Annotated in this window: 22 protein-coding genes and 1 pseudogene; 15 read left to right on the top strand and 8 right to left on the bottom strand. The window is 69.1% G+C overall.

What is annotated here, in order from left to right:
• Nucleotides 1-141 precede the first annotated feature (141 nt).
• From AC4D2O_RS01710 to AC4D2O_RS01700, 3 genes are all read left to right on the top strand, one after another.
• On the top strand, nucleotides 142-972 hold the full coding sequence (locus AC4D2O_RS01710) for an oxidoreductase (RefSeq protein WP_490904836.1): 831 nt from the start codon (nucleotides 142-144) through the stop codon (nucleotides 970-972).
• Nucleotides 973-1,043: 71 nt separating this feature from the next.
• On the top strand, nucleotides 1,044-1,928 hold the full coding sequence (locus AC4D2O_RS01705; protein ID WP_490904834.1) for an NAD-dependent epimerase/dehydratase family protein: 885 nt from the start codon (nucleotides 1,044-1,046) through the stop codon (nucleotides 1,926-1,928).
• Nucleotides 1,929-2,077: 149 nt separating this feature from the next.
• Nucleotides 2,078-3,097, top strand: coding sequence for a DUF808 domain-containing protein (locus AC4D2O_RS01700; RefSeq protein WP_490904833.1), 1,020 nt, complete (start codon nucleotides 2,078-2,080; stop codon nucleotides 3,095-3,097).
• A 52-nt stretch (nucleotides 3,098-3,149) separates the two neighbouring features.
• Here the strand turns inward: AC4D2O_RS01700 and AC4D2O_RS01695 are convergent, their stop codons facing one another.
• Nucleotides 3,150-3,857, bottom strand: coding sequence for a GntR family transcriptional regulator (locus AC4D2O_RS01695; RefSeq protein WP_490904832.1), 708 nt, complete (start codon nucleotides 3,855-3,857; stop codon nucleotides 3,150-3,152).
• A gap of 189 nt (nucleotides 3,858-4,046) precedes the next feature.
• Between AC4D2O_RS01695 and AC4D2O_RS01690 the strand changes: the two genes are divergently transcribed.
• The 12 genes from AC4D2O_RS01690 to AC4D2O_RS01635 all read left to right on the top strand — a co-directional run bounded on the left by AC4D2O_RS01690 (nucleotide 4,047) and on the right by AC4D2O_RS01635 (nucleotide 15,056).
• The gene (locus AC4D2O_RS01690; protein WP_490904831.1) at nucleotides 4,047-4,811 is read left to right on the top strand and encodes an RraA family protein; all 765 of its coding nucleotides are present in this window, start codon (nucleotides 4,047-4,049) and stop codon (nucleotides 4,809-4,811) included.
• A gap of 67 nt (nucleotides 4,812-4,878) precedes the next feature.
• Nucleotides 4,879-5,778 (top strand): NAD(P)-dependent oxidoreductase, encoded by a 900-nt coding sequence (locus AC4D2O_RS01685; RefSeq protein ID WP_490904829.1) that lies wholly within the window; start codon nucleotides 4,879-4,881, stop codon nucleotides 5,776-5,778.
• Nucleotides 5,771-6,772: a carbohydrate ABC transporter permease gene (locus AC4D2O_RS01680; RefSeq protein ID WP_490904828.1), complete on the top strand. Its 1,002-nt coding sequence runs from the start codon at nucleotides 5,771-5,773 to the stop codon at nucleotides 6,770-6,772. The genes AC4D2O_RS01685 and AC4D2O_RS01680 overlap by 8 nt, the downstream gene beginning before the upstream one ends.
• On the top strand, nucleotides 6,769-7,653 hold the full coding sequence (locus tag AC4D2O_RS01675; RefSeq protein WP_490904827.1) for a carbohydrate ABC transporter permease: 885 nt from the start codon (nucleotides 6,769-6,771) through the stop codon (nucleotides 7,651-7,653). Before AC4D2O_RS01680 ends, AC4D2O_RS01675 begins: the two co-directional genes overlap by 4 nt.
• Nucleotides 7,654-7,707: 54 nt before the next feature.
• Nucleotides 7,708-9,069 carry an ABC transporter substrate-binding protein gene (locus AC4D2O_RS01670; RefSeq protein WP_490904826.1) on the top strand — a complete coding sequence of 454 codons (1,362 nt, stop codon included), beginning with the start codon at nucleotides 7,708-7,710 and terminating at the stop codon, nucleotides 9,067-9,069.
• Nucleotides 9,070-9,164: 95 nt separating this feature from the next.
• Entirely contained in the window at nucleotides 9,165-10,343 is a 1,179-nt protein-coding gene (locus tag AC4D2O_RS01665) for a CaiB/BaiF CoA transferase family protein (RefSeq protein ID WP_490904824.1), read from the top strand.
• Nucleotides 10,340-11,128, top strand: a complete 789-nt coding sequence (locus AC4D2O_RS01660; RefSeq protein WP_490904823.1) for an enoyl-CoA hydratase — start codon at nucleotides 10,340-10,342, stop codon at nucleotides 11,126-11,128. Before AC4D2O_RS01665 ends, AC4D2O_RS01660 begins: the two co-directional genes overlap by 4 nt.
• Nucleotides 11,128-12,051: an amidohydrolase family protein gene (locus tag AC4D2O_RS01655; RefSeq protein ID WP_490904821.1), complete on the top strand. Its 924-nt coding sequence runs from the start codon at nucleotides 11,128-11,130 to the stop codon at nucleotides 12,049-12,051. Before AC4D2O_RS01660 ends, AC4D2O_RS01655 begins: the two co-directional genes overlap by 1 nt.
• Nucleotides 12,035-13,225 (top strand): fumarylacetoacetate hydrolase family protein, encoded by a 1,191-nt coding sequence (locus AC4D2O_RS01650; RefSeq protein ID WP_490904820.1) that lies wholly within the window; start codon nucleotides 12,035-12,037, stop codon nucleotides 13,223-13,225. The genes AC4D2O_RS01655 and AC4D2O_RS01650 overlap by 17 nt, the downstream gene beginning before the upstream one ends.
• Nucleotides 13,225-14,241, top strand: coding sequence for a C-terminal binding protein (locus AC4D2O_RS01645; RefSeq protein WP_490904819.1), 1,017 nt, complete (start codon nucleotides 13,225-13,227; stop codon nucleotides 14,239-14,241). The genes AC4D2O_RS01650 and AC4D2O_RS01645 overlap by 1 nt, the downstream gene beginning before the upstream one ends.
• Before the next feature lie 6 nt (nucleotides 14,242-14,247).
• Nucleotides 14,248-14,541: a hypothetical protein gene (locus AC4D2O_RS01640; RefSeq protein WP_490904817.1), complete on the top strand. Its 294-nt coding sequence runs from the start codon at nucleotides 14,248-14,250 to the stop codon at nucleotides 14,539-14,541.
• Nucleotides 14,538-15,056, top strand: a complete 519-nt coding sequence (locus tag AC4D2O_RS01635; RefSeq protein WP_490904816.1) for a gamma carbonic anhydrase family protein — start codon at nucleotides 14,538-14,540, stop codon at nucleotides 15,054-15,056. The genes AC4D2O_RS01640 and AC4D2O_RS01635 overlap by 4 nt, the downstream gene beginning before the upstream one ends.
• Before the next feature lie 31 nt (nucleotides 15,057-15,087).
• Here the strand turns inward: AC4D2O_RS01635 and AC4D2O_RS01630 are convergent.
• From AC4D2O_RS01630 to AC4D2O_RS01600, 7 genes and pseudogenes are all read right to left on the bottom strand, one after another.
• Nucleotides 15,088-15,561, bottom strand: a pseudogene (locus AC4D2O_RS01630) (MFS transporter); the annotation flags it as partial.
• Nucleotides 15,562-15,769: 208 nt separating this feature from the next.
• On the bottom strand, nucleotides 15,770-16,702 hold the full coding sequence (locus AC4D2O_RS01625) for a sugar kinase (protein ID WP_490904814.1): 933 nt from the start codon (nucleotides 16,700-16,702) through the stop codon (nucleotides 15,770-15,772).
• A gap of 26 nt (nucleotides 16,703-16,728) precedes the next feature.
• Nucleotides 16,729-17,403, bottom strand: coding sequence for a bifunctional 4-hydroxy-2-oxoglutarate aldolase/2-dehydro-3-deoxy-phosphogluconate aldolase (locus tag AC4D2O_RS01620; RefSeq protein ID WP_490904813.1), 675 nt, complete (start codon nucleotides 17,401-17,403; stop codon nucleotides 16,729-16,731).
• Between the two features lie 57 nt (nucleotides 17,404-17,460).
• Nucleotides 17,461-18,228, bottom strand: coding sequence for an SDR family oxidoreductase (locus tag AC4D2O_RS01615; RefSeq protein ID WP_490904812.1), 768 nt, complete (start codon nucleotides 18,226-18,228; stop codon nucleotides 17,461-17,463).
• The gene (locus tag AC4D2O_RS01610; RefSeq protein WP_490904810.1) at nucleotides 18,225-19,250 is read right to left on the bottom strand and encodes a zinc-dependent alcohol dehydrogenase; all 1,026 of its coding nucleotides are present in this window, start codon (nucleotides 19,248-19,250) and stop codon (nucleotides 18,225-18,227) included. The genes AC4D2O_RS01615 and AC4D2O_RS01610 overlap by 4 nt, the downstream gene beginning before the upstream one ends.
• Nucleotides 19,251-19,307: 57 nt before the next feature.
• A complete protein-coding gene (locus tag AC4D2O_RS01605) occupies nucleotides 19,308-20,159 on the bottom strand; it encodes a fumarylacetoacetate hydrolase family protein (protein WP_490904809.1) in 852 nt (283 codons plus the stop codon).
• Nucleotides 20,160-20,209: 50 nt separating this feature from the next.
• Entirely contained in the window at nucleotides 20,210-20,962 is a 753-nt protein-coding gene (locus AC4D2O_RS01600) for an SDR family NAD(P)-dependent oxidoreductase (RefSeq protein WP_490904807.1), read from the bottom strand.
• Nucleotides 20,963-20,981 lie beyond the last annotated feature (19 nt).

Genomic DNA, 20,981 nt, shown 5'->3' with positions numbered 1-20,981 from the left:
ACCTGTCAGGGAACACCAAGCCAGCTGCGTTCTTCGCGGGTATGTGTCACCGCCTGCGCGTCACGGACCGCACGAAAACCCGGGGCATGGCGTTGACTGGGTGAACAGCCGGTAGAGCGCCGGCTCCATGAAGGAGACATCATGACCACCTGGCTGATCACCGGCTGCTCCACGGGACTCGGACGCGCCCTCGCGGAGGCCGCCCTCGGGCGCGGTGACACCGTGGTGGCCACGGCCCGTGACGCCTCGACGGTGGAGGACCTCGCTGCGGCGTATCCCGACACGGCGCTCGCCCTCTCCCTCGACGTGACGGACGCCGGCCAGGTGCAGGCGGCCGTGGAGCGCGGCACCGGGACGTTCGGCGGGATCGACGTGCTGGTCAACAACGCCGGCTACGGGTACCGGGCCGCCGTGGAGGAGGGCGACGACGGCGACGTGCGCACCCTGTTCGACACGCACTTCTTCGGCACCGTGGACATGATCAAGGCCGTCCTGCCCCAGATGCGGTCCCGCCGCAAGGGCACCATCGTGAACCTGTCCTCCATCGGCGCGCGGGTGACGCCGGCCGGCTCCGGCTACTACGCGGCCGTCAAGTCCGCGGTCGAAGGGCTCACCGGCTCGCTGCGCAAGGAACTGGAACCCCTGGGCATCACGGCGATGGTCGTCGAACCCGGCGGATTCCGCACCGACTTCTCCGGCCGGTCCCTCCAGCAGTCCGCAGACGCCATCGACGACTACGCCGACACCGCGGGCAAGCGCCGCAAGGAGAACGACACCACCCACGGCACGCAGCCCGGGGACCCTGCCAAGGCAGCCGCGGCGATCATCACCGCGGTGGATTCCACCGATACCCCTGAGGTGCTGATCCTCGGGGCCGACGCGACCACCGCCCATGCCGGCGTCCTCCAGGCGCAGCTCGCCTCGCTCGAGACCTGGCGGCAGCTCAGCGAGAGTACCGGGGTCGACGAGTAGCCCGTCCCGGCCGTCCGCCCCCTTCCATCCCGGTCGGCCGGCACCCGGCAGACCTCAACCGAGGAGACATCATGAAGGTCCTGATCACCGGCGCCCACGGGAAGGTCGGACGCGCCACCACACAGGCGATGATCGACGCCGGCCACGAGGTGCACACCACCGATCTGACCCGCCCCGGCTTCGAACGCAAGGCCGACGACGCGCCCCGGTACACGATGGCTGACCTCACCGACGCGGGGGAGGCCTACGCCGTCGTCCACGGTGCGGACGCCGTCGTGCACATCGCCGCGATCCCCGAGCCGACCGGCAACCCGCCCCACGTCGTGTTCAGGACCAACCTGATGGCCACGTTCAACGTCCTCGAGGCGGCGGTCCGCTTCGGCGTCAAACGCTTCGTCTACATCTCGAGCGAGACCGTGCCCGGGTTCTTCTTCCCCGAGCGCGACTTCCTGCCCGACTACGCACCCGTGGACGAGGAGCACCCGATCCACCCGCAGGACCCCTACGCCCTGTCCAAACACTTCGGCGAGCAGCTCATGGACGCCGCGGTGGCCAGGGCGGACATCCGCTGCATCTCCATCCGGCCCAGCTGGGTCCAGTTCGAGGGCAACTACGAGCACAACCTCGGACCGCAGGTCCGCGACGCGTCGAACCTGAGCGCCAATCTCTGGAGCTACATCGACGTCTACGACCTGGCCGACGCCATCGTCCTCGCCACCGGGTCGGACCTGCCGGGGCACGAGGTCTTCTACATCGCATCCCCCGACAACGTCGGCGGCTACGACTTCGCCGAGATCCTCACGAAGTACTACGGCGACCAGATCGAACTGCGCGACCTGGACCGCACGGACGCGTCGGGCATCTCCAGCAGGAAGGCCCAGAAGATGCTCGGCTGGACAGCCCGGCGATCCTGGCGCGACTACCTCGACGCCGAGGGGAAGACCCTCCCGAAGTAGACCGCAGCACCGACGGACGATCCCGGCCACCACCGACGGCGTCGACAGCATGGTCGTCCGCCCACGTATACTCCGAGCATGCCGAACGCCCGCCTTTCCTATGGCATCCCCGCCCTGAATCCCTCTCCTGAGCACCACGGGAGCGAGCTGTGAGCGGCGGTCTCGTCGCGCTCCTCGACGACGTCGCAGCCCTGGCCCGCATCGCGGCCGCCTCGGTGGACGACGTCGCCGCCGGAGCCGCGAAGGCAGGGGCCAAGGCCGCCGGCGTCGTCATCGACGACGCCGCCGTCACCCCGCAGTACGTCTCCGGTGCCGATCCGTCCCGCGAACTGCCGATGATCAAGCGGATCTTCTGGGGCTCGCTGCGGAACAAGCTGCTGTTCATCCTGCCCGCCCTGCTGCTTATCAGTGCGTTCATTCCGGGCATCATCCCGTTCATCCTCATGCTCGGCGGCACCTACCTCTGCTACGAGGGCGCCGAGAAGGTCTGGCACAAGCTCCGCGGCCACCACGAGTCCAAGAAGGCGCCGGCGGTGGAGCGGGGGCCGGAGGCGGAGGCCAGGGTCACCAAGGGCGCCATCACCACCGACTTCATCCTCTCCTGCGAGATCATGGTCATCTCGATGAACGAGGTGGCCGACGAGTCCCTGGTGGCCCGGGCGCTCATCCTGGTCGTCGTCGCGCTCGCCATCACGGTGCTCGTGTACGGCGCGGTCGCGCTGATCGTCAAGATGGATGACATCGGCCTGCACCTGACCACCAAGGACTCGGAGGGCTCGCAACGCCTCGGCCGGATGCTCGTCAAGGGCATGCCCGGCGTCCTGGCGGCGATCACCCTCGTGGGGACCATCGCGATGCTGTGGGTGGGCGGTCACATCATGCTGCAGGGCGCCTACGACCTCGGGTGGCACGCGCCGTACGGCCTGGTCCACGTGCTCGAGCACCCGTTCGTCGGCGTCCCCGTGGTGGGCGGTCTCCTTGCCTGGCTCGTGAACACCCTCTGCTCGGCCGTCCTCGGACTGGCATGGGGCCTCGTGGTCATGGCGATCGTGCAGCCCCTGCTGAAGCTGCTGCCGTTCGGCAAGAAGGGCGAGCACGAGGCGGGCGCCATCCGCGCCGCCGTCGCCGGCCATCGGCCGGCGGGACGGGACAGCGGACCCAGCGCCTAGCCACACCCGCCGTCGGCCTCGCTGGGGACGGCGCCGGGGGATGGGGGCGGCGCTACCGCTTCTGCGGGGACCCCGTCGGTGGGAGTTCCAGGAAGGACCGCTCGCCGTGCACCGCGAGTTCTGCGAGGACGGCCTGCGGATCACCGGCCTCGATGAGCTCGAGGAGGTGCCGATGCCGGCCCACATGGTCCACGAGGTTCTCGTGGTAATGCTCCCGGACGTAGAGGTTGCGCGCCATGCAGAGCAGGAGCTGCTGCTGTACTGAGGCGTAGCTCGCCTCCAGGCGGCGATGCCCGGCGAGGGCAACGATCGAGGCGTGGAAGGCATAGCCGCTCTCCACGAGCATGGCCCTGTCTTCGCGCCGCGCGCAGTCCTCCATCCGCTCGAGAGCGATCCGGCAACGCTCGAGCCGCTGGGGATCCGATACCGGAACCCCGAGCTCGACGGCGAGCTTCTCGAACGCCGAGCGGAGCGTCAGGATCTCGAAGACGTCCTGGTCCGTGAGGGTCGCCACGACGGAACCCTGCCGTGGGCGGGTCTCGATGAGCCCTTCCTGCGACAGGATCCGCAGCGCCTCCCGGAGTGGAGGCCTGCTGATGCCCAGTTCCTCGGTCAGTCGTTCCTCGATGAGACGGTCACCGGGACCCATCGCGCCCGAGAGGATCTGCTGGCGGATGGCTTCCGCGGCGAGATCCACGAGGCTCGAGGACTTGATGCGACCGGGCGTGGCCGGGGCGGAGGTACGGGTGGAAATGACCACGGATGATCCTCCATCTGGGTGGCGGGCGTGCTCTGTCTCCAGCCATTATGCGGCGAACCCTTGTCTTCTGTCGACTGGATGCTGTAGACAATAAACAAGCGCAAAGCGTGATAGGGGTCACTCGCCTCCCCAGGTCGAACCCCGACCGAGCTGCACCACGACTGTTCCCGAAGAAGTGAAAGGTGTCCCATGACGCTCACCAACAGCACGGCGCCGGACTACGAGAAGGCCGATCCCGAAGACCTCAACAGCCTCTACAAGCACCTGCGGGTCGCGGACGTGGCCGACGCACTCGACGGCATCGGCTACTTCGACATCAACCTCATGGACCCGGACATCCACCCCCTGTGGTACGGCATGAAGTTCTGGGGGCACGCGGCCACGATCCGCGCCGTGCCCTCGAACAAGCCCATGTGGAAGCTCGACTCGACACAGGACATCGTGGAGGCTCACCGCATCTGGTTCGAGAAGATGGGCCACAAGAAGCTGCCGGCGGACCTGCGCCCCGGGCACGTCATCGTCATGGATTCGGGTGGAGGCCGGGAGGTCGGCTTTTGGGGTTCGGAGAACGTCATGGCAGCCGTCGGCGCCGGGGCTGCGGGCATCATCACCGACGGCTACTGCCGCGACACGGGCGAAGTGACCCTGCAGCGCAACCCCATCTGTGTGAGGGAGCGCGGGCGCACCATCATCCCGGGCCGCATCGAGGTCGTCGAGGTGCAGACCACCATCGCCTGCGGCGGTGTGCAGGTGCAGCCCGAGGACATCGTCGGGTGCGACGACGACGGCATCATCGTGGTTCCCGCCGCGGTGGCCCACGAGGTGGCCATCCACGCCCGCGCCATCCTCCTGGCCGACATGCATGCGCGCACGAAGCTGTACGAGGCGCAGGGCCGGCCGAAGGACAGTTCCGTGGACATCGAGGCCGTCGTGGCCTACTACGAGGGCCTCTAACCGCCCGTTCCCGTCAGCCAGTGATGCCGGGTCCCACCCGGCATCACTGCAACGCTCCGGAGGAAGTATGGCAATGAAGCCAGGCACCACAGCTGTAGGGCTCGCCGGACTCGGCAATCTGGGCCTGCCGATGGCGCACGCACTGCTGGATGACGGGTGGTCCCTCACGGTCTTCGACCCCGTGGAGGACAAGGTACGGTCCTGCGTCGACGCCGGCGCGAAGAGCGCCTCATCGGTCGACGAACTCGCCGCAGCGGATGTCCTCATCCTCGTGGTGCCGGACGACGCCGCCGTGGAGTCCATCCTGCTCGGGGAGCACGGCTACTTCGCCGCCAACTCCGACGCAGCGGTGATCGTCCACAGCACCATCCTCCCGGCGTCGGCCCAGGCCCTCGCCGAAACAGCGAAGACACACGGGACGCGATTCATCGACGCCCCCGTCAGCGGCGGGGCCGCCAGGGCGCGGAAGGGCGACCTCACGGTGTTCGTCGGGGCCGAGCGAGAGGACTTCGATGCAGTGGGGGACCTGCTGCACACCGTGGGCAGCGAGGTGCTGCTCACCGGTGGCCCCGGAACGGGCGCCGCCACCAAGCTCGCGAACCAGATGATGATGTTCTCAGCGCTGGCGGGAGCCTACGAGGCCCTGGATGTCGCCGAGAAGTACGGCGTCGATCCCGGGATGGTGCTCAGGAGCGTCGCCAGCTCCACGGGCGGCTCCTGGGTGGCCGCCAACTGGGGATTCTTCGACGAGACGGCAGCCGCCTACACGGCGAGCGGAACCGCTGTCAGCGACCGCCCCTGGAGCAAGGACCTGTTCGAATTCATCACGGCCGCGAGGACGGCGGAAGCCTCCGTCCCCTTCGCCGGTCTCCTGAGTCAGCTGCTGCCGGGTTACGTCGAGTCCCACGCGCGTGACGCAGCAGCCGGCGACGGTGCCGGGCACAACGGGAAGGACGACGATGACTGACACCACCAAAGCGGCGCAGACTGCGCTCCTGAGCGGCTCCCTCCCGCCCGACACCCCACCCGATGGCCGTGCCGTGACGCCGGTCGACCGGACGGCCTCGCGGCGCAGGCGATCCCGCCGGGAGGCGTGGGCGGCGTTCGGGTTCCTGTCACCGTGGATCGTCGGCCTGCTGCTGCTCACCATCGGGCCGATGCTCTACTCCCTGTACCTCTCCTTCACGAAGTACGACCTCCTGTCCCCACCGGTCTGGGTAGGGCTCGAGAACTACGAACGGATGGCGGCGGCCGACCCGCGGTTCATCGACTCCGTGCAGGTGACCTTCCTGTACGTCGTCGTCTCCGTCCCGGCGGTGCTGATCGCCTCCCTCGGTGTGGCGCTGGTCCTGAATCAGGGCATGAGGGCGCTGTCCGTGTACCGAGCCGCGTTCTACCTGCCGTCCCTGATCGGCGGCAGTGTCGCCATCGCCCTCCTGTGGCGTCAGGTCTTCGGCCAGGAGGGCATCTTCAACCAGGTGCTGGCCGTCTTCGGTATCGAGGGCCAGAGCTGGATCGGCAACCCCGACAGTGCGCTGTACACGCTCGTGGTCCTGAACGTCTGGACGTTCGGTTCCACCATGATCATCTTCCTGGCAGGGCTGCGGCAGGTGCCGCGGGAGCTGCACGAGGCCGCGTCGGTCGACGGCGCCGGCGTCTTCCGGCGCTTCCGCCACGTGACCCTGCCGCTGCTGACGCCGCTGATCTTCTTCAACATCCTCATGACCACCATCAACGCCTTCCAGGCCTTCACTCCCGCCTACGTGGTCAGCAACGGCAGCGGTGGCCCGTTGAACTCGACGCTCTTCTATACCCTGTACCTCTACCAACGAGGCTTCGCCAACCTCGAGATGGGGTACGCATCCGCCATGGCCTGGGCGCTGGTCGTGGTGCTCGGGATCTTCACTGCCCTCCTGTTCGCGTCGGCCCGATTCTGGGTCCACTACGGAGATGAACGATGACCACCTACGCACCCGCCCGCAGGAAGCCCCTCTTCGGCCGCTCGATGTCCCGCAACAAGGCCGTGCTCGCCATCACCCGGCATTTCCTGATGATCGTGGTGCTGCTGGTCATCCTGTATCCCCTGCTGTGGATGGTGGGCGCCTCGTTCCGGCCGGCCAACGAGACGTTCACCACCCTCAGCCTCTGGCCGGGCACTTTCACCCTCGACAACTACAGGGACGGCTGGACTCTCGGATCCTTCACGTTCACGCGGTACTTCCTGAACTCCCTGCTGATCACGCTGTTGTGCGTGGTCGGGAACGTGATCGCCTGCGCCCTCGCCGGATACGCTTTCGCACGGCTCGAGTTCCCGTTCAAGAGGACCCTGTTCGCCGTCATGCTCGGCACCATGCTGCTGCCGTACCACGTCACGCTCGTGCCGCAGTACGTGCTGTTCAACGAGCTGGCCTGGATCAACACCATCCTGCCGCTGACGGTCCCCAAGTTCCTCGCCACGGACGCCTTCTTCATCTTCCTGATGGTCCAGTTCATGCGGACCCTCCCCCGGGAACTCGACGATGCGGCACGGCTCGACGGCTGCGGCCACGTGGGCATCTTCCGGCGGGTCATCCTGCCGCTGTCCATCCCCGCGCTGGGCACCACCGCGCTGTTCACCTTCATCAACACGTGGAACGACTTCCTCGGCCCGCTTCTCTACCTCAACCGCCCCGAACTGTGGACGGTCACGCAGGGGCTCAACAGCTTCCTCGACGCGACCGGGCAGTCCTCCTTCGGGCCCCTGTTCGCCATGGCGACACTCTCCCTGGCACCGGTGGTCGGCTTCTTCTTCGCCGCCCAACGCCTGCTCATCGAGGGGATAGCCACCAGCGGACTGAAATAGCACCGCAGCACTGCCCACCACGCCGGACGCACGGCACAACCAATGGAGGAAACGATGACGATTCAATCTTCGATCACGCGACGCTGGCCGCGCAGAGCAGTGGCAGCAGGCGCACTGGGTGCCCTGCTCGCCGTCTCGGCCTGCGCGGGCGGTACCAGCATCGGTGAAACGCCGGCCGGCGAGGAGGTCCAGGACGGGCAGGGCGAGGTCACAGGGAGCGCGCGTCTCGCCTGGTGGGGCTCCGGCCAGCGCAATGAGGTGACCAATGCCGTCGCGGACAACTTCGAGGCGGCCCACGAGGGCGTCACGCTCGAGCGGGAGTTCGCCGACTTCGGTGCGTACTTCCAGCGGCTCAATGTCCAGGGGACGAGCGGCAACCTGCCCTGCATCACGCAGATGCAGGGCAGGCAGCTGAACGACTACACCTCTCGCGACCTGTTCCTCCCCCTCGACCCCATGATCGAGTCGGGTGCGATCACTGTGGACGACATTCCTGAGGAGGTCCTCGACACCGGGCGCGGGACCGACGGCAACCTGTACGTGGTGCCCTATGGTGCCGCCTACGACGCCCTCGTGGTCAACGAGACCCTCGTGGAGCAGGCCGGGGGCGAGATGCTCCCCGAGGACTACACCTGGGACGACCTGGTGAGCTGGGCCACCGAGATCCAGGCGAACCTGCCCGAGGGCGTCAACGCGCTCTCGCTGAGTGGCGGGCGCCCGAACTTCCTCATCAGCTACATGGCGGCCAACGGGGAGACCCTCTTCGAGAACGACCAGCTGGGCTTCTCCGAGGAGGCGCTCGTCGAGTACTGGACCATGTGGGAGGAACTGCGGAAGGCCGGTGCGACCGCGACGCCCGCGCAGATGAGCGAGCAGCCGGAACAGCCCGAGCAGAGCTACGTCTCCCGCGGCGTGACCGTCGCCGACACGGCGCCGGGCAACTCGCTCATCAACTCGCAGAAGACGCTGGACGGGCTCGGCAACGGCCAGAAGCTGGTCTCCCTGCGTCTCCCGTCGGGTGAGGCCGGGCCGGGGAACGTGCTGTTCACCTCCGGGTTCGCCATCCCGAAGAGCTGCGACAACATCCCGACGGCGGCGGCGTTCATCGACTTCTGGGCGAACGACGACGAGTCCGCTGCCGTCTTCGCGTCCTCGAACGGTGCCGTCACCAACTCCCGTCATCTCGAGGCGCAGCTCGCGAACCCGGAGCTCCCCGAGCTCCGGAAGAAGGACCTCGAGCTGTACCAGGAGATCGCAGCATCGGAACCGCCCACGGTCGTCTACCCTCCCGGTTACCAGGCGACCTTCGAGGAGTCGTTCACCCGCGCCTACGAACGCGTGAGCTTCGAGGAGGTCTCGATCGAGCAGGCCGTATCCGACTTCTTCACCGAAGTGAACGCGGGTCTCGGCAGCTAGGGCAGCGCTTCCGGGCGCGGCAGAGGACGGCGTCCGCCGTCGTCCTCTGCCCGCCCCCGCTTCCCGTCCGAGACCGTCCTACCTAGGAGACTGCTGTGCCCCCTTCATCGCCGCCCCCCACCGAGCCGCCACCGGCCGACGCGCTGACCGGAATGACCGTCCTCGACCTGACCCAGGTGATGGCAGGACCGTTCTGCACCATGGTCCTCGCAGATCTCGGCGCCGACGTCATCAAGGTCGAGAACCCCACGGACGGCGACCAGACCCGGCGCTCCTGGGGGATCTCCGGCAAGGGGGAGGACAGCCGTGCCTTCCTCAGCCTGAACCGGAACAAGCGCAGCATCACGCTGGACCTCAAGACCACCGAGGGCCTGGACACCTTCTACAGGCTGGTCGAGACGGCCGACGTCGTGATCGAGAACTGGAGACCCGGCGTCGCGGAACGGCTCGGCCTCGGGTTCGACACCCTGATCGGCATCAATCCGCAACTGGTGGTCGCGAGCATCTCCGGGTTCGGGACCACAGGCCCGTACGCCACGCGCCCCGGGTACGACCTCATCGCCCAGGCCATGGCGGGGGTCATGAGCATCACGGGGGAGCCCGACGGACGCCCGGTCAAGAGCGGACTCCCGGTCGCGGATCTCGGTGCGGGCCTCTTCTGCGCCATCGGGGTGCTCGCCGCCTGGAACTCGAGCAAGGAGACCGGCCGGGGACAGTACCTCGAGACGTCCCTCTTCGAGGCGACCCTCGCCCTCTCCGTCTGGGAGTCCACGGAGTTCTGGACCACGGGCTCCGCGCCCCTCGCCCTCGGGTCCGCCAACCGCATGTCGGCGCCGTACCAGGCACTGGCCACCAAGGACGGCTACGTCACGATCGGGGCGAACAACGAGCGCCTGTGGCGTCGTCTCTGCGCGGCCATCGGACGCGAGAACCTGCTGGACGATCCACGGTTCGCCGACAACCCGAGCCGGATGACGAACCGGGCCCTGCTCGTGTCCGAACTGGAGGCGACGTTCGCCGACCGGACGACGGCCGACTGGGTGGAGGTCCTGCTCGGGGCGGGGGTGCCCGCCGGGCCCATCCAGGACTACCGGCAGGTCCTCGAGGACGACCCCCACGTCAAGGAGAGGGACATGATCAAGTTCATGGACCATCCCGTCGAGGGACGGGTGGAGGTCATCGGCTCGCCCCTGCGACTGAGCAGGACCCCGGCCAGCATCCGGCGCCCGCCACCGCTGCTCGGCGAGCACAACGACGAGGTGCTCGGGCCGTGAGCGTCGACGCCGACACCGGAGGCCGGATCCTGCTCGAACGGACCGGGCCCGTCCTGCGGATCGTCCTCTCCAACCCCGGGCGCCACAACGCGCTCACATGGCGCATGTACGACGAGTTCGATGCGGCGCTCGAGCAGGCGTCGGCCGACCCCTCGATCCGCGTGGTCGTCATCCGCGGCCAGGGCACGGCGTTCGCCGCGGGGACCGACATCACGCAGTTCGCGTCCTTCACGACCGGCGAGCAGGGGCTCCGGTACGAGCAGCGCGTCGGCGCGATCCTCGGACGGCTGCTGGGTCTGGACATCCCCGTCATCGCGGCCGTCGACGGTCCCGCCGTCGGAGCCGGCCTGGCCATCGCCGCCTGCTCCGACGTCGTCGTCGCCACCGACGCGTCGACCTTCGGCGTGCCTATCGCCCGCACGGTCGGCAACTGCATCCCGCCGGCCGTGCTGAGGCGGTTGCAGGCCCGCATGGGCCGGGGGCGCACGATGGCCATGCTCCTCACCGCATCCCTCGTCCCGGCGCACGAGGCGCAGAAGGCGGGCTTCATCCACACGGTGGTTCCCCGGGACGAGTTCGACGACACCCTGGAGCGGCTCAGCACCAGGATGAGCCGGACCGCCCCAATCACGGTCGCCGCGCTCAAGGAGATGGACCGGCGGCTGCAGGAGGATCCCACCGCGGAGGCCGACGACCTCCTTCTGCGCTGCTACGGCAGCGAGGACTTCCGGGAGGGCGTCGCCGCCTTCACGGAGCACCGAACACCCCGATGGAAGGGACTCTGATGCAGGAACCGGACGCCACCCGCCGCGTCATCGACGCGCACCACCACTACTGGAAGCTCGAGGCGCAGGAGCAGGCCTGGCGGACCTCCGACCACGGCTCGATCGCGCGGGACTACGAACCGGCGGACCTCGCCGGTGAACTCGCAGGGTCCGGGGTGGACGCGACGGTGCTCGTGCAGTCCGTCGACAGCACCGACGAGAACGACCGGCTCGCAGCGTACGCCTCCTCCTGCACCACGGTGGCGGGCGTGGTCGGCTGGCTCCCGCTCGACCGGCCCGAGGCCGCCCGCGCCGAGCTGGCGCGCGCCGACACGGCATCGTGGAAGGGGGTGCGCTGCCTCGTCGGCCGGCGCCCACTGTCGTGGCTCGAGGAGCCGCGGGTGATCGCACTCTTCGAGGACCTCGCCGAGCAGGGACTGGCCTGGGACATCGTGCCCGTCACCCACGACCAGGTGTCCGCGGTCGGCGCGCTGACCCGCGCCGTCCCCGATCTGCGGGTGGTCCTCGATCACCTCGCCCGTCCGCCAGTGGACTCCCAGGGCTGGGAGCCGTGGGCCGGACAGATCGCCGAGCTGGCGGCGTCTCCCACCGTCTCCATCAAGGTATCCGTCGGCATCGACGTCCTGACGAGCTGGAGTCGCTGGCGGCCGGACGAGCTGGCCCGCTACGTCGACTGGGCACTCGCGAGCTTCGGGCCGCAGCGCTCGATGCTGGCCAGCAACTGGCCCGTCACCCTCCTGCAGCGCAGTTACCAGGAGGCATGGCAGGACCTCTCCGCGCTGGTGGCAGCCACCGGATTGTCGGGCGGGGAGCTCGCCGCAGTACGCGGGGGAGCCGCGACCAGGGCGTACCGCCTCGAGCCCGACGGCGGAGAACCCGACCACCACGAACCCGCGAAGGAAACCCATGCGACTGCTCGATGACCCCGCCGACGTGCTGCCGGCCGATGCGGACGTGGCCACGCTCGTCGGTCGGCTGTTCGACCCCGCCGTCGGCGGGCCGTGCGTCGTCGTCGTCCGTGACGGGCGGCTTCTGGACATCACCGGGACCTTCCCCACCATGACGGACCTGCTCGAGTCGTCCGATCCGGCGCAGCGCGTCGCAGCGGTCGCCGGATCACGGAGCTGGGATCTCAGCGAGGTGCTCCGGAACTCGCTCGACGAACCCGGATCCGGGCCCCGGCTCCTCGCTCCCGTCGACCTGTCCGTGCTGAAGGCAGCGGGCGTGACGTTCGCGCACTCCCTCATGGAGCGGCTGATCGAGGAACGGGCGGGCGGGGACCCGCGTGCCGCCAGTTCGTTCCGTGCCCAGCTCGAGCAGCTGGTGGGCGCGGACCTGGCGACCGTGCGCCCGGGCAGCGCCGACGCAGCAGCACTCAAGGAGGAGCTGTCGGCCAAGGGCCTGTGGTCGCAGTACCTGGAGGTGGGGCTGGGACCCGACCCGGAGGTCTTCACGAAGGGGCCGGTCCTGTCTGCGGTCGGGTGCGGCCAGGAGATCGGGGTCTCCTCCCTGTCCGCCTGGAACAACCCGGAACCGGAGATGGCCATCCTCGTCACGTCCGACGGGGAGGTGGTCGGCGCGACCCTGGGCAACGACGTCAACCTCCGCGACGTCGAGGGACGGTCGGCGCTGCTGCTCCCGCGGGCGAAGGACAACAACGCCTCCGCAGCCGTGGGCCCGTTCATCCGCCTGTTCGACCGCCACTTCGGTCTCGACGACGTCCGGCGCGCAGACGTCAGGCTCCAGGTGCTCGGCGAGGACGACGGCTTCGTCCTCGACGGCGTCAGTTCCATGCCGCTCATCTCCAGGGACCCCGAGGCCCTGGCACGGTACACGGTGGGTGACTCGCACCAGTACCCCGACGGCGTCCTGCTCTACCTCGGGACGCTCTTCGCGCCGAGCGTGGACAGGGACGGCACGGACATGGGCTTCACCCACCACCTCCGTGATGTCGTCCGGATCTCGAGCCCGCAGCTCGGCACGCTGGTCAACCGCGTGAACACCTCCGAGGCCGCGCCGCCCTGGGACTTCGGGATCCGGGACCTCATCAGGAGCCTCGCCGAACGCGGACTGACCGACTCGGTAGGAGCGCGGTGATGCGCATCGTCGTCACGGACCACAACTTCACCGGGCTCGACGACGAGCGCGCCGCCGCGGACGCGCTCGGGGCCACCTTCGAGGTCCACCAGGCCACGACCGAGGAAGCCGCGGCGGATGCGGTCCGGGGTGCCGACGTCGTGCTGGTGAACTTCGCCCCCATCACCGCGCACGTCCTCGAAACACTGCCCGCGGGAGCCGTGGTGATCCGCTACGGAATCGGCTACGACAATGTGGACCTCGACGCGGCGGACGAACGGGGGATCTCGGTGTGCAACGTGCCGGACTACGGCGCCGACACGGTCGCCGACCACACGCTCACCCTCATCCTGGTCCTCGTGCGCAAGGTGGTGCAGTTCGATCGCTTCCTCGCCGCCGGCACCTGGATCGCCCCGCCGGCCCTGGCGCCGATCCGGGCTGCGGCCGACACCACGGTCGGGCTCATCGGGCTCGGCCGCATCGGTCTCGGCGTCGTCGCCCGGCTCCGCGCCTTCGGGTTCCCGGTGCTGGCCTTCGACCCGTTCATCGACCCGTCCGTCGCCAGCGGGCACGGCATCGAACTCGTCGACCTCGACGCACTCTTCCGGCGCGCCGACGTCGTCTCGCTCCACGCGCCGGCGACGTCCGAGACGCACAAGGTGATCAGCGCCGCGAATCTCCGACGGATGAAGCCGGGCTCCTTCGTGGTGAACACGGCGCGGGGAGCCCTGGTGGACCAGGATGCCGTCCTCGCGGCCCTCGAGTCCGGGCAGCTCGCCGGCGCGGCCCTCGACGTCTTCGACCCCGAACCCCTGCCCTCCGACCACGGGCTGCGGGGGCACCCCCACGCGATCCTGACCCCCCACGCCGCCTTCTACTCCGAGGCGTCACTGGCGGCACTGCAGCGACTCGCCGCCGAGGAGGCGTCCCGGGCAGGCCGAGGCGAACCGCTGCGCTGCCGGGTCAACCGGCCGAGGGCAGCGGCCCCACTTCCCGCGGCATCCGCCGCCGCACCTTCCGCACCCGACAGGAACTGAGCCGCCATGTACAGCACACCGGACGACACATCGACCGAGGCCCTGGAGCGGATCCTGGCCGGGGCCGCCGCTGCGGCCCCCTGGGCGGCGGAACCGGCCACCTATGCGCAGCAGCACGGAGGACCCCACCCCGCGACCACCCACGCCGGCAGCACCTCCGTGGGAACTGCCGCGACCCTCCGCTTCCTCCGCCCCGTGGCCTACCAGGGCTTCCCGCAGTCGCGCCTCCCGGAGGTCCTGCGCGACGACGCGCCCCACCCGGGGTACCGGATGATCAACGGGAAGCTGGTGTCGGCATGAACCTCGTCCCGTTCCGCGGAGCCTCCCCTGCGATCCACGAGACCGCGTTCGTCGCGCCCACCGCGTCCCTGATCGGCGAGGTCGTCCTCGGCGCCTCCGCGAGCGTCTTCTACGGGGCCACCGTCCGTGCGGACACCGCGCCCATCCGCATCGGGGACGGGACGAACCTGCAGGACAACGTCGTGGTGCACGCCGACCCCGGCTTCCCGGCGGTCATCGGCAACCGGGTCAGCGTGGGCCACGGCGCCGTGGTGCACGGGTGCACCGTCGAGGACGACTGCCTCATCGGCATGGGCGCCACGGTCCTGAACGGGGCCGTCATCGGCACGGGATCGCTGGTCGCCGCGGGCGCCGTCGTGCTCGAGGGCACCGTGGTGCCGCCGCGCGCGCTCGTCGCAGGGGTCCCCGCGAAGGTCCGCCGCGAGCTGACCGACGACGAGGTCGCGGGCGTCAGGAAGAACGCCGAGCAGTACAGGGCCCTGGCGCAGGAGCACCGGCGCGTGACGACGACCTGACGGGCGATGAAGGCCCTGTGGCGGTCGGCCGCTAGCGGTTCGCCACCGGCTGGCGACGCTCCGCCGCCGTCGGATTCCCGGGCAGTTCGGTCCCGCGGAGCGAGCACCCCACGGTCTCCCTCGCGAACGGGAGCGCCGCCATCCCCACCAGGCACGCGGCCATCATGTAGAAGGCCGGCACGAGGAGATTGCCGGTCGCGCCGATGAGCGCCTCGTTGACCAGAGGGGCCGTGCCGCCGAAGAGCGCCGTGGCGATGTTGTAGGTGACTGCGAACCCGGCGAAGCGGACGTGGGTGGGGAACATCGCCGGGAAGGTCGCCGAGATCGTGGCCAGCTGCAGGACGTACAGGATGCCGAGGACGGCGAAACCGATCAGCGCTCCGGTGAAACCGGGGCCGATCAGCAGGTACATCGGAACCGCGGCGAGGAACAGGCCCACCAGGGAGGTCCACCACATCGGCTTGCGGCCCACGCGGTCGGACAGGTTGCCGGCGAACGGGATGACCTCCCTGCAGATCGTGCGCCGGGCGTTCAGCCGCTGCGGCAGAGCGCTCTCCGGTGGCACATCAACGGTATCCAGCGGGATGGCCGCCGGGGGTGCTGTCCTGCCGGGGAAATGCCTCCCCGGCGCCGCGGCAGGTGGTGTAGGGCCCGGCGTCGGGCTTCTGCGTGGTTGTGGTGCACTGGCGGAGCTCGGAAGCCGGTTCCGCCGGTTATCGCGTGACCGACTCGCCCTGATCGAGAAGGGCGAGCTCAGCACGTGTCGGGAGTCCTTCCCAGTCTCCGTAGGCCAGGCAGGCGAACGCTCCGGTCCTGGCGGCCAGCTCGAGCCGCTCCGACGGGACCTTTGCTGCCATCAGCTCCGCCAGGTACCCGGCGACGAATGCGTCACCGGCACCGACGGTGTCGACAGGTTCGATCAGCACCGCGGGCTGGTGATGCATCACGCCGTCGATGCTCGCCACTGCGCCTTTGCTGCCCAGCTTGATGATCGTCTGCGAAGGGCCGAGTCCGGTCAGCCGCTGGGCCAGGTCCGCGGGGTCGGCTGCGGGTCCGACGGCCAGCGCTGCCTCCTCGTCGCCGGCGAAGACGATGTCGGTGAGGGGGATCAACTCCCGGTACGAGCGCCCCGCGTCCGCTGCGTTCCAGAGATTCGCCCGGTAGTTCAGGTCGAACGAGACGACCACCCCTGCTGATCGGGCAATCTCGATGGCCTCGCGGATCGTCGCCGCGGCCGAGTCCGAGAGAGCGGGCGTGATGCCGCTGACATGGAGGATCGCGGCTCCCCTGATGAGGGCGGCATCCAGGTCCTCGGGAGCCAGCCTGGATCCTGCACTGCCCGCACGGTAGTAGCTCACCTTCTGCGTCGCCATCGTCCGGCGTTCCTTCAGCATCAGGCCCGTCGGCGCAGCCGGATCCTCGGTGGCGCGGACGGTGACTCCTTCGGCGCGTATCTCGCGGCGGACGAGCTGGCCGAGGGAGTCCGCTCCCGTGCGCCCGCACCACACCGCGTTTCCGCCGAGCCGCTGGACGCCGATCGCGACGTTCGATTCGGAGCCGCCGATACCGAGACCCATCGATGACACATGGGCGAGTGGTCCGGGATGCTCGGCGGTGAGGAGCGCCATCGTCTCCCCGAGAGTCACCAGATATGGCTCCGCACGCTCCGTACTCACGATGTCGCCCGTGCTTCGTCGACGAGGTCCCGGAGGCGGCTTGCCCGTTCGGTGAGGCGCCGCAGATCCCCGCCCCGGAAGGCATCACCGAGCAGGGGGCCACCGAGGCTGACTGCCAGCGCTCCTGCCTTCAGCCAGGCGGCCGCATCGTCGATGCCTACGCCCCCCGAGGGGACGACCTGGATATCGGGGAAGGGGCCCCGCAGCATGGACACATATCCGGGACCGACGACCGATGCGGGGAAGACCTTGACCGCCGTCGCTCCGGCCGCCCACCCGTTGAACAGCTCGGTGGGGGTCAGGCCACCCGGATAGATGGCGACGCCGCGCTGCACCGCGGCGGCGATGGTCGCGGTATCCGTCACGGGGGTGACCAGGTAGGACGCGCCGGCTTCGATCGCGCGGATCGTCTCGTCGACCGTGGTGACGGTGCCTACGCCGAACTCGGCCGCGCCGCCGAACCGTTCCTGCAACCGCGGGAGTTCCTCGAAGACCCCGGGCGTGCTCAGGGTCAGCTCGATGCTGAGCACCCCGCCGCTGACCAGTGCTTCCACGACGGGGGCATAGGCGCTCGCATGGGAGGCACGCAGAACCGCAACGGTCCCGGTCTCCAGCAATATCCGCGACGCGGAGGCGCGTCGGACGGCGGGCGGTTGTTCTGATGGAGACACGACGGATCCTTCGGATGGTGGGGAGTGGGCACCGTTGCGGTGGCAGGAGGCGGGGCGTCAGCGGCCGAGCCAGCCACCGTCGACGGGCAGGACGACGCCGTTGACGTAGTCGGACGCGCGGGAGGCGAGGAAGACCGTGGCGCCGGCGAGGTCCTCGGGGCGTCCCCACCGTGCTGCGGGGATGCGCTCGAGGATTCCCCGTTCACGGTCCGGGTCGTCCTGGAGCGCCTGCGTGTTGTCGGTGGCGATGTAGCCGGGAGCTATCGCGTTGACGTTCACGCCACGCGGCGCCCACTCGTTGGCGAGGGCCTTGGTCAGGCCCGCGATGCCCGACTTCGACGCGGTGTAGCCCGGGACGTTGATTCCGCCCTGGAAGCTGAGGAGCGAGGCTGTGAAGATGATCTTCCCGCTTCCCCTCTCCAGCATCTGCCGGCCTACCTCGCGGCTGAGGATGAACTGGCTCGACAGGTTGACCTCGATCACCTGGTCCCACATGTCGTCCGGGTGCTGGGCCGCGGGCGTCCGGGCGATCGTGCCGCCGTTGTTCACCAGGATGTCGACGGGCCCTGCCGCCGTCAGGTCGGCGGCGAGTCGACGGACCGCCGTGCGGTCCGCGAAATCTGCGCGCATCGCGGTGAAGCTCCGGCCGAGCGCTGTGACCGCGTGTCCGACGGCGCTGCCTTCGGCCTCGAGGTTCGCGGAGACTCCGATGATGTCAGCTCCCGCTTCGGCGAGGGCTACGGCCATCGCCATGCCGATGCCTCTTCTGGCTCCGGTGACGACGGCGGTCTTCCCGGTCAGGTCGAAGGGACCCGCGGTGCTCATGGCGTCACCTCGCGGCAATCGACGAGGACCTTCATCACGCCACCCGATTCGAGGGCGAGGAACCCCTTCTCCACATCCTCGAGGGGGACGACCTGCGAGATCAGCTGCCGGGCGGGGATGGCGCCGTCGGCGACGAGACGTACGGCTTCCTCGAAATCCTCGCGCTGGTACAGGCGGGCACCGAACATCTCGAGCTCCCGCCAGAAGAAGCGGTGGAGGTCGATCTCCTTCGGCTTGGGGTGGATCGCCACCATGACGAGCCGCCCCCGGGTGGTCAGGACCTCGACGGCGGAGTTGACCCCGGCAGCCGCGCCGGAGACCTCGAATGCCACGTCGGCTCCCGCCCCGTCCGTCTCCTGCCGGACGTAGCCGACGAGGTTCACCTCGCGCGGATCGATCGCGGTGATACCGAAACCCTTGGCAGTATCCCTCCTGCCGGGGTCGAGCTCGACCAGCACGACCCGGGCACCCTGCTGCAGGGCGACGGAGGCGATGAGTTGCCCGACCGGGCCGCCGCCGATCACGACGACGAAGTCCGAGGCCACGAGCTTGGACCGCCGGACGTCGTGCACGGCGACGGCGGTCGGCTCGATGAGCGCCGCCTCGTCGAGGGCGAGGCCCTCGGGCAGGGCGATGAGGATGTCGGCCGGGACGTTCCAGGCGTTCTGCATCGATCCCTCGGAGTCGATCCCGACGAAGTTCAGGTTGTGGCAGATGTGCGTGTTCCCACGGCGGCACGCCGGGCAGGAACCACAGGAGAGGGTGGGCATGACCGTCACCGGCTGGCCGACCGACCACCCGGTGACCCCCTCACCCAGGGCGGCGATGGTGCCCGACATCTCGTGGCCGATCACCGCGGGCATGCTCACCCGCGCATCCATGTCCCCGTGGAAGATGTGCAGGTCCGTACCGCACAGTCCCGTGTAGGCGACGGCGATCTGCACCTGGCCGGGTTCGGGCGGTCCGACCGCAGGCTCGGCGGTGGTGAAGGTTCGTGAACCTGTGTAGGTGGCAGCGGTCATGAGTTTCGCTCCTTCGTGTGCAGGGGTGCTTGGGTGGGACGCGGGGCGGGTGGCGCGTCAGTGCGCCACCACCCGCTGGTGCTGCTCGCCGAGCCCTTCGACACCGAGGATCATGGTGTCCCCGGGAGCGAGATACGGGAACCGTCCCGAGAGGGCTACACCCTCGGGCGTTCCGGTATTCACGACGTCCCCTGGATCGAGTGCCATGTACTGGGAGAGGTCCCGGACGATCTCGGCGACGCTGAAGACCATGTCGGCGGTCGTCGACCTCTGCCGTTCCTCCCCGTTCACACTGGAGTACAGCTGTAGTGACTGGGGATCCGCCACCTCGGATGCAGGGACCAACGCCGGACCGAGTGGGTTGAACGTGGGGGCGCACTTACCCTTCGACCACTGACCACCGGAGTGCCGGAGCTGGTAGTCCCGCTCCGACACGTCATTGCTGATGGTGAACCCGGCGATGCACTCCATCGCCTCCTCGTGGCTCTGCAGGTAGGAGGCGCGCTTGCCGATCACCACCGCGAGTTCCACTTCCCAGTCGACCTTCTGGGCTCCGGGGGGAAGGATGACGTCGTCGTTCGGGCCGACGACGGTGTTCGGGTGTTTGAAGAAGATGATGGGCGCTGCGGGTGGTGCGTCCCCGGTCTCGGCGGCATGGGCTGCGTAATTCATGCCTACACAGACGACGGCGCCGATCCCGGACAGCGGAGGCCCCACCCGCAGGGAGGCGGCGTCCGCGAGCTCTGGCAGGGATCCGTCCCGAAGGGCATCGCGCACCTGCCCGATGAGCCCGGCGCCAAGGGCGGCCCCGGTGATATCCGCCGCGATGCCGCGCAGATCGTAGTAGGTGCTTCCTACCCGGACTGCCGGTACTTCCCGTCCGGCCTCTCCCAGTCTCATCAGGTCCATCGACGACGTGCTCCTAGCTCGTAGTGGGTCAGCAGTGGGTCAGCAGTGCTTCAGGAGGAGGGTCGGAGGAGGAGGCTGTGCATGCCGCCGTCCACCGCGAGTGAGACACCGGTGGTGGATCCATTCGCGGGGTCGGCCAGGAACAGCACGGAAGCCGCTACTTCGTCCGGGGACACCAGCCGACCGTGCGGTTGCCGCGCCTCCAGCGCCCGGCGCTCGCCCTCCGGATCGGTTGCGGCCCCCAGGAGACGATTCACCCAGGGGGTATCCGCAGTGCCGGGGTTCACGCAGTTGACCCGGATCCCCTCACGCAGGTGGTCCGCGGCCATCGCCCGCGTGAGGGCATCGACGGCTCCCTTGCTCGCCGTGTAGAGGGCGCGTTGCGGAAGTCCGTGCGTGGCGGCGATGGACCCGGTGTTGACGATAGCCGCGCAGTCCGATCTGCGGAGGTGCGGCAGGGCGGCTGTCGATACCCGGGCGATGCCCACGACGTTCACACCCAGCACGCGCAGCCACTCCTCGTCGTCGTTGTCGGCGACGGTGCCGATGGCGCCCATACCGGCGTTGTTGATGACGACGTCGATCCCGCCCAGCGAGCGCGCGGACGCTTCCACGGCGGAGGTGACGGAGGCGCGGTCGCCGACGTCGCACTGCTGGCCGAACACGGCGTCGGGCAGGTTCGTGGGATGCAGGTCGAGGACGGCGACGCGCGCCCCGCGGTCGACCAGCGCTGCCGTCACGGCCGCACCGATGCCGGACGCCCCGCCGGTGACGATGGCGCGAACGCCGGAGAAGGAACCCATGTGCACTCCTGGAGGTATG

The sequence above is a fragment of the Arthrobacter sp. TJ-238 genome, assembly GCF_058269215.1.
The sequence above is the reverse complement of the archived record's forward strand: the minus strand, read 5'-3'. Positions and strand labels throughout refer to the sequence as shown.

Excerpts from the sequence above, each read along its gene's own strand:
- AC4D2O_RS01600 (WP_490904807.1), bottom strand. The coding sequence starts at position 20,962 with ATGGGTTCCTTCTCCGGCGTTCGCGCCATCGTCACCGGCGGGGCGTCC.
- AC4D2O_RS01645 (WP_490904819.1), top strand. The coding sequence starts at position 13,225 with ATGCGCATCGTCGTCACGGACCACAACTTCACCGGGCTCGACGACGAG.
- AC4D2O_RS01640 (WP_490904817.1), top strand. The coding sequence starts at position 14,248 with ATGTACAGCACACCGGACGACACATCGACCGAGGCCCTGGAGCGGATC.
- AC4D2O_RS01635 (WP_490904816.1), top strand. The coding sequence starts at position 14,538 with ATGAACCTCGTCCCGTTCCGCGGAGCCTCCCCTGCGATCCACGAGACC.
- AC4D2O_RS01690 (WP_490904831.1), top strand. The coding sequence starts at position 4,047 with ATGACGCTCACCAACAGCACGGCGCCGGACTACGAGAAGGCCGATCCC.
- AC4D2O_RS01655 (WP_490904821.1), top strand. The coding sequence starts at position 11,128 with ATGCAGGAACCGGACGCCACCCGCCGCGTCATCGACGCGCACCACCAC.
- AC4D2O_RS01650 (WP_490904820.1), top strand. The coding sequence starts at position 12,035 with ATGCGACTGCTCGATGACCCCGCCGACGTGCTGCCGGCCGATGCGGAC.
- AC4D2O_RS01610 (WP_490904810.1), bottom strand. The coding sequence starts at position 19,250 with ATGACCGCTGCCACCTACACAGGTTCACGAACCTTCACCACCGCCGAG.
- AC4D2O_RS01705 (WP_490904834.1), top strand. The coding sequence starts at position 1,044 with ATGAAGGTCCTGATCACCGGCGCCCACGGGAAGGTCGGACGCGCCACC.
- AC4D2O_RS01710 (WP_490904836.1), top strand. The coding sequence starts at position 142 with ATGACCACCTGGCTGATCACCGGCTGCTCCACGGGACTCGGACGCGCC.
- AC4D2O_RS01615 (WP_490904812.1), bottom strand. The coding sequence starts at position 18,228 with ATGAGCACCGCGGGTCCCTTCGACCTGACCGGGAAGACCGCCGTCGTC.
- AC4D2O_RS01605 (WP_490904809.1), bottom strand. The coding sequence starts at position 20,159 with ATGGACCTGATGAGACTGGGAGAGGCCGGACGGGAAGTACCGGCAGTC.
- AC4D2O_RS01670 (WP_490904826.1), top strand. The coding sequence starts at position 7,708 with ATGACGATTCAATCTTCGATCACGCGACGCTGGCCGCGCAGAGCAGTG.
- AC4D2O_RS01675 (WP_490904827.1), top strand. The coding sequence starts at position 6,769 with ATGACCACCTACGCACCCGCCCGCAGGAAGCCCCTCTTCGGCCGCTCG.
- AC4D2O_RS01685 (WP_490904829.1), top strand. The coding sequence starts at position 4,879 with ATGGCAATGAAGCCAGGCACCACAGCTGTAGGGCTCGCCGGACTCGGC.
- AC4D2O_RS01680 (WP_490904828.1), top strand. The coding sequence starts at position 5,771 with ATGACTGACACCACCAAAGCGGCGCAGACTGCGCTCCTGAGCGGCTCC.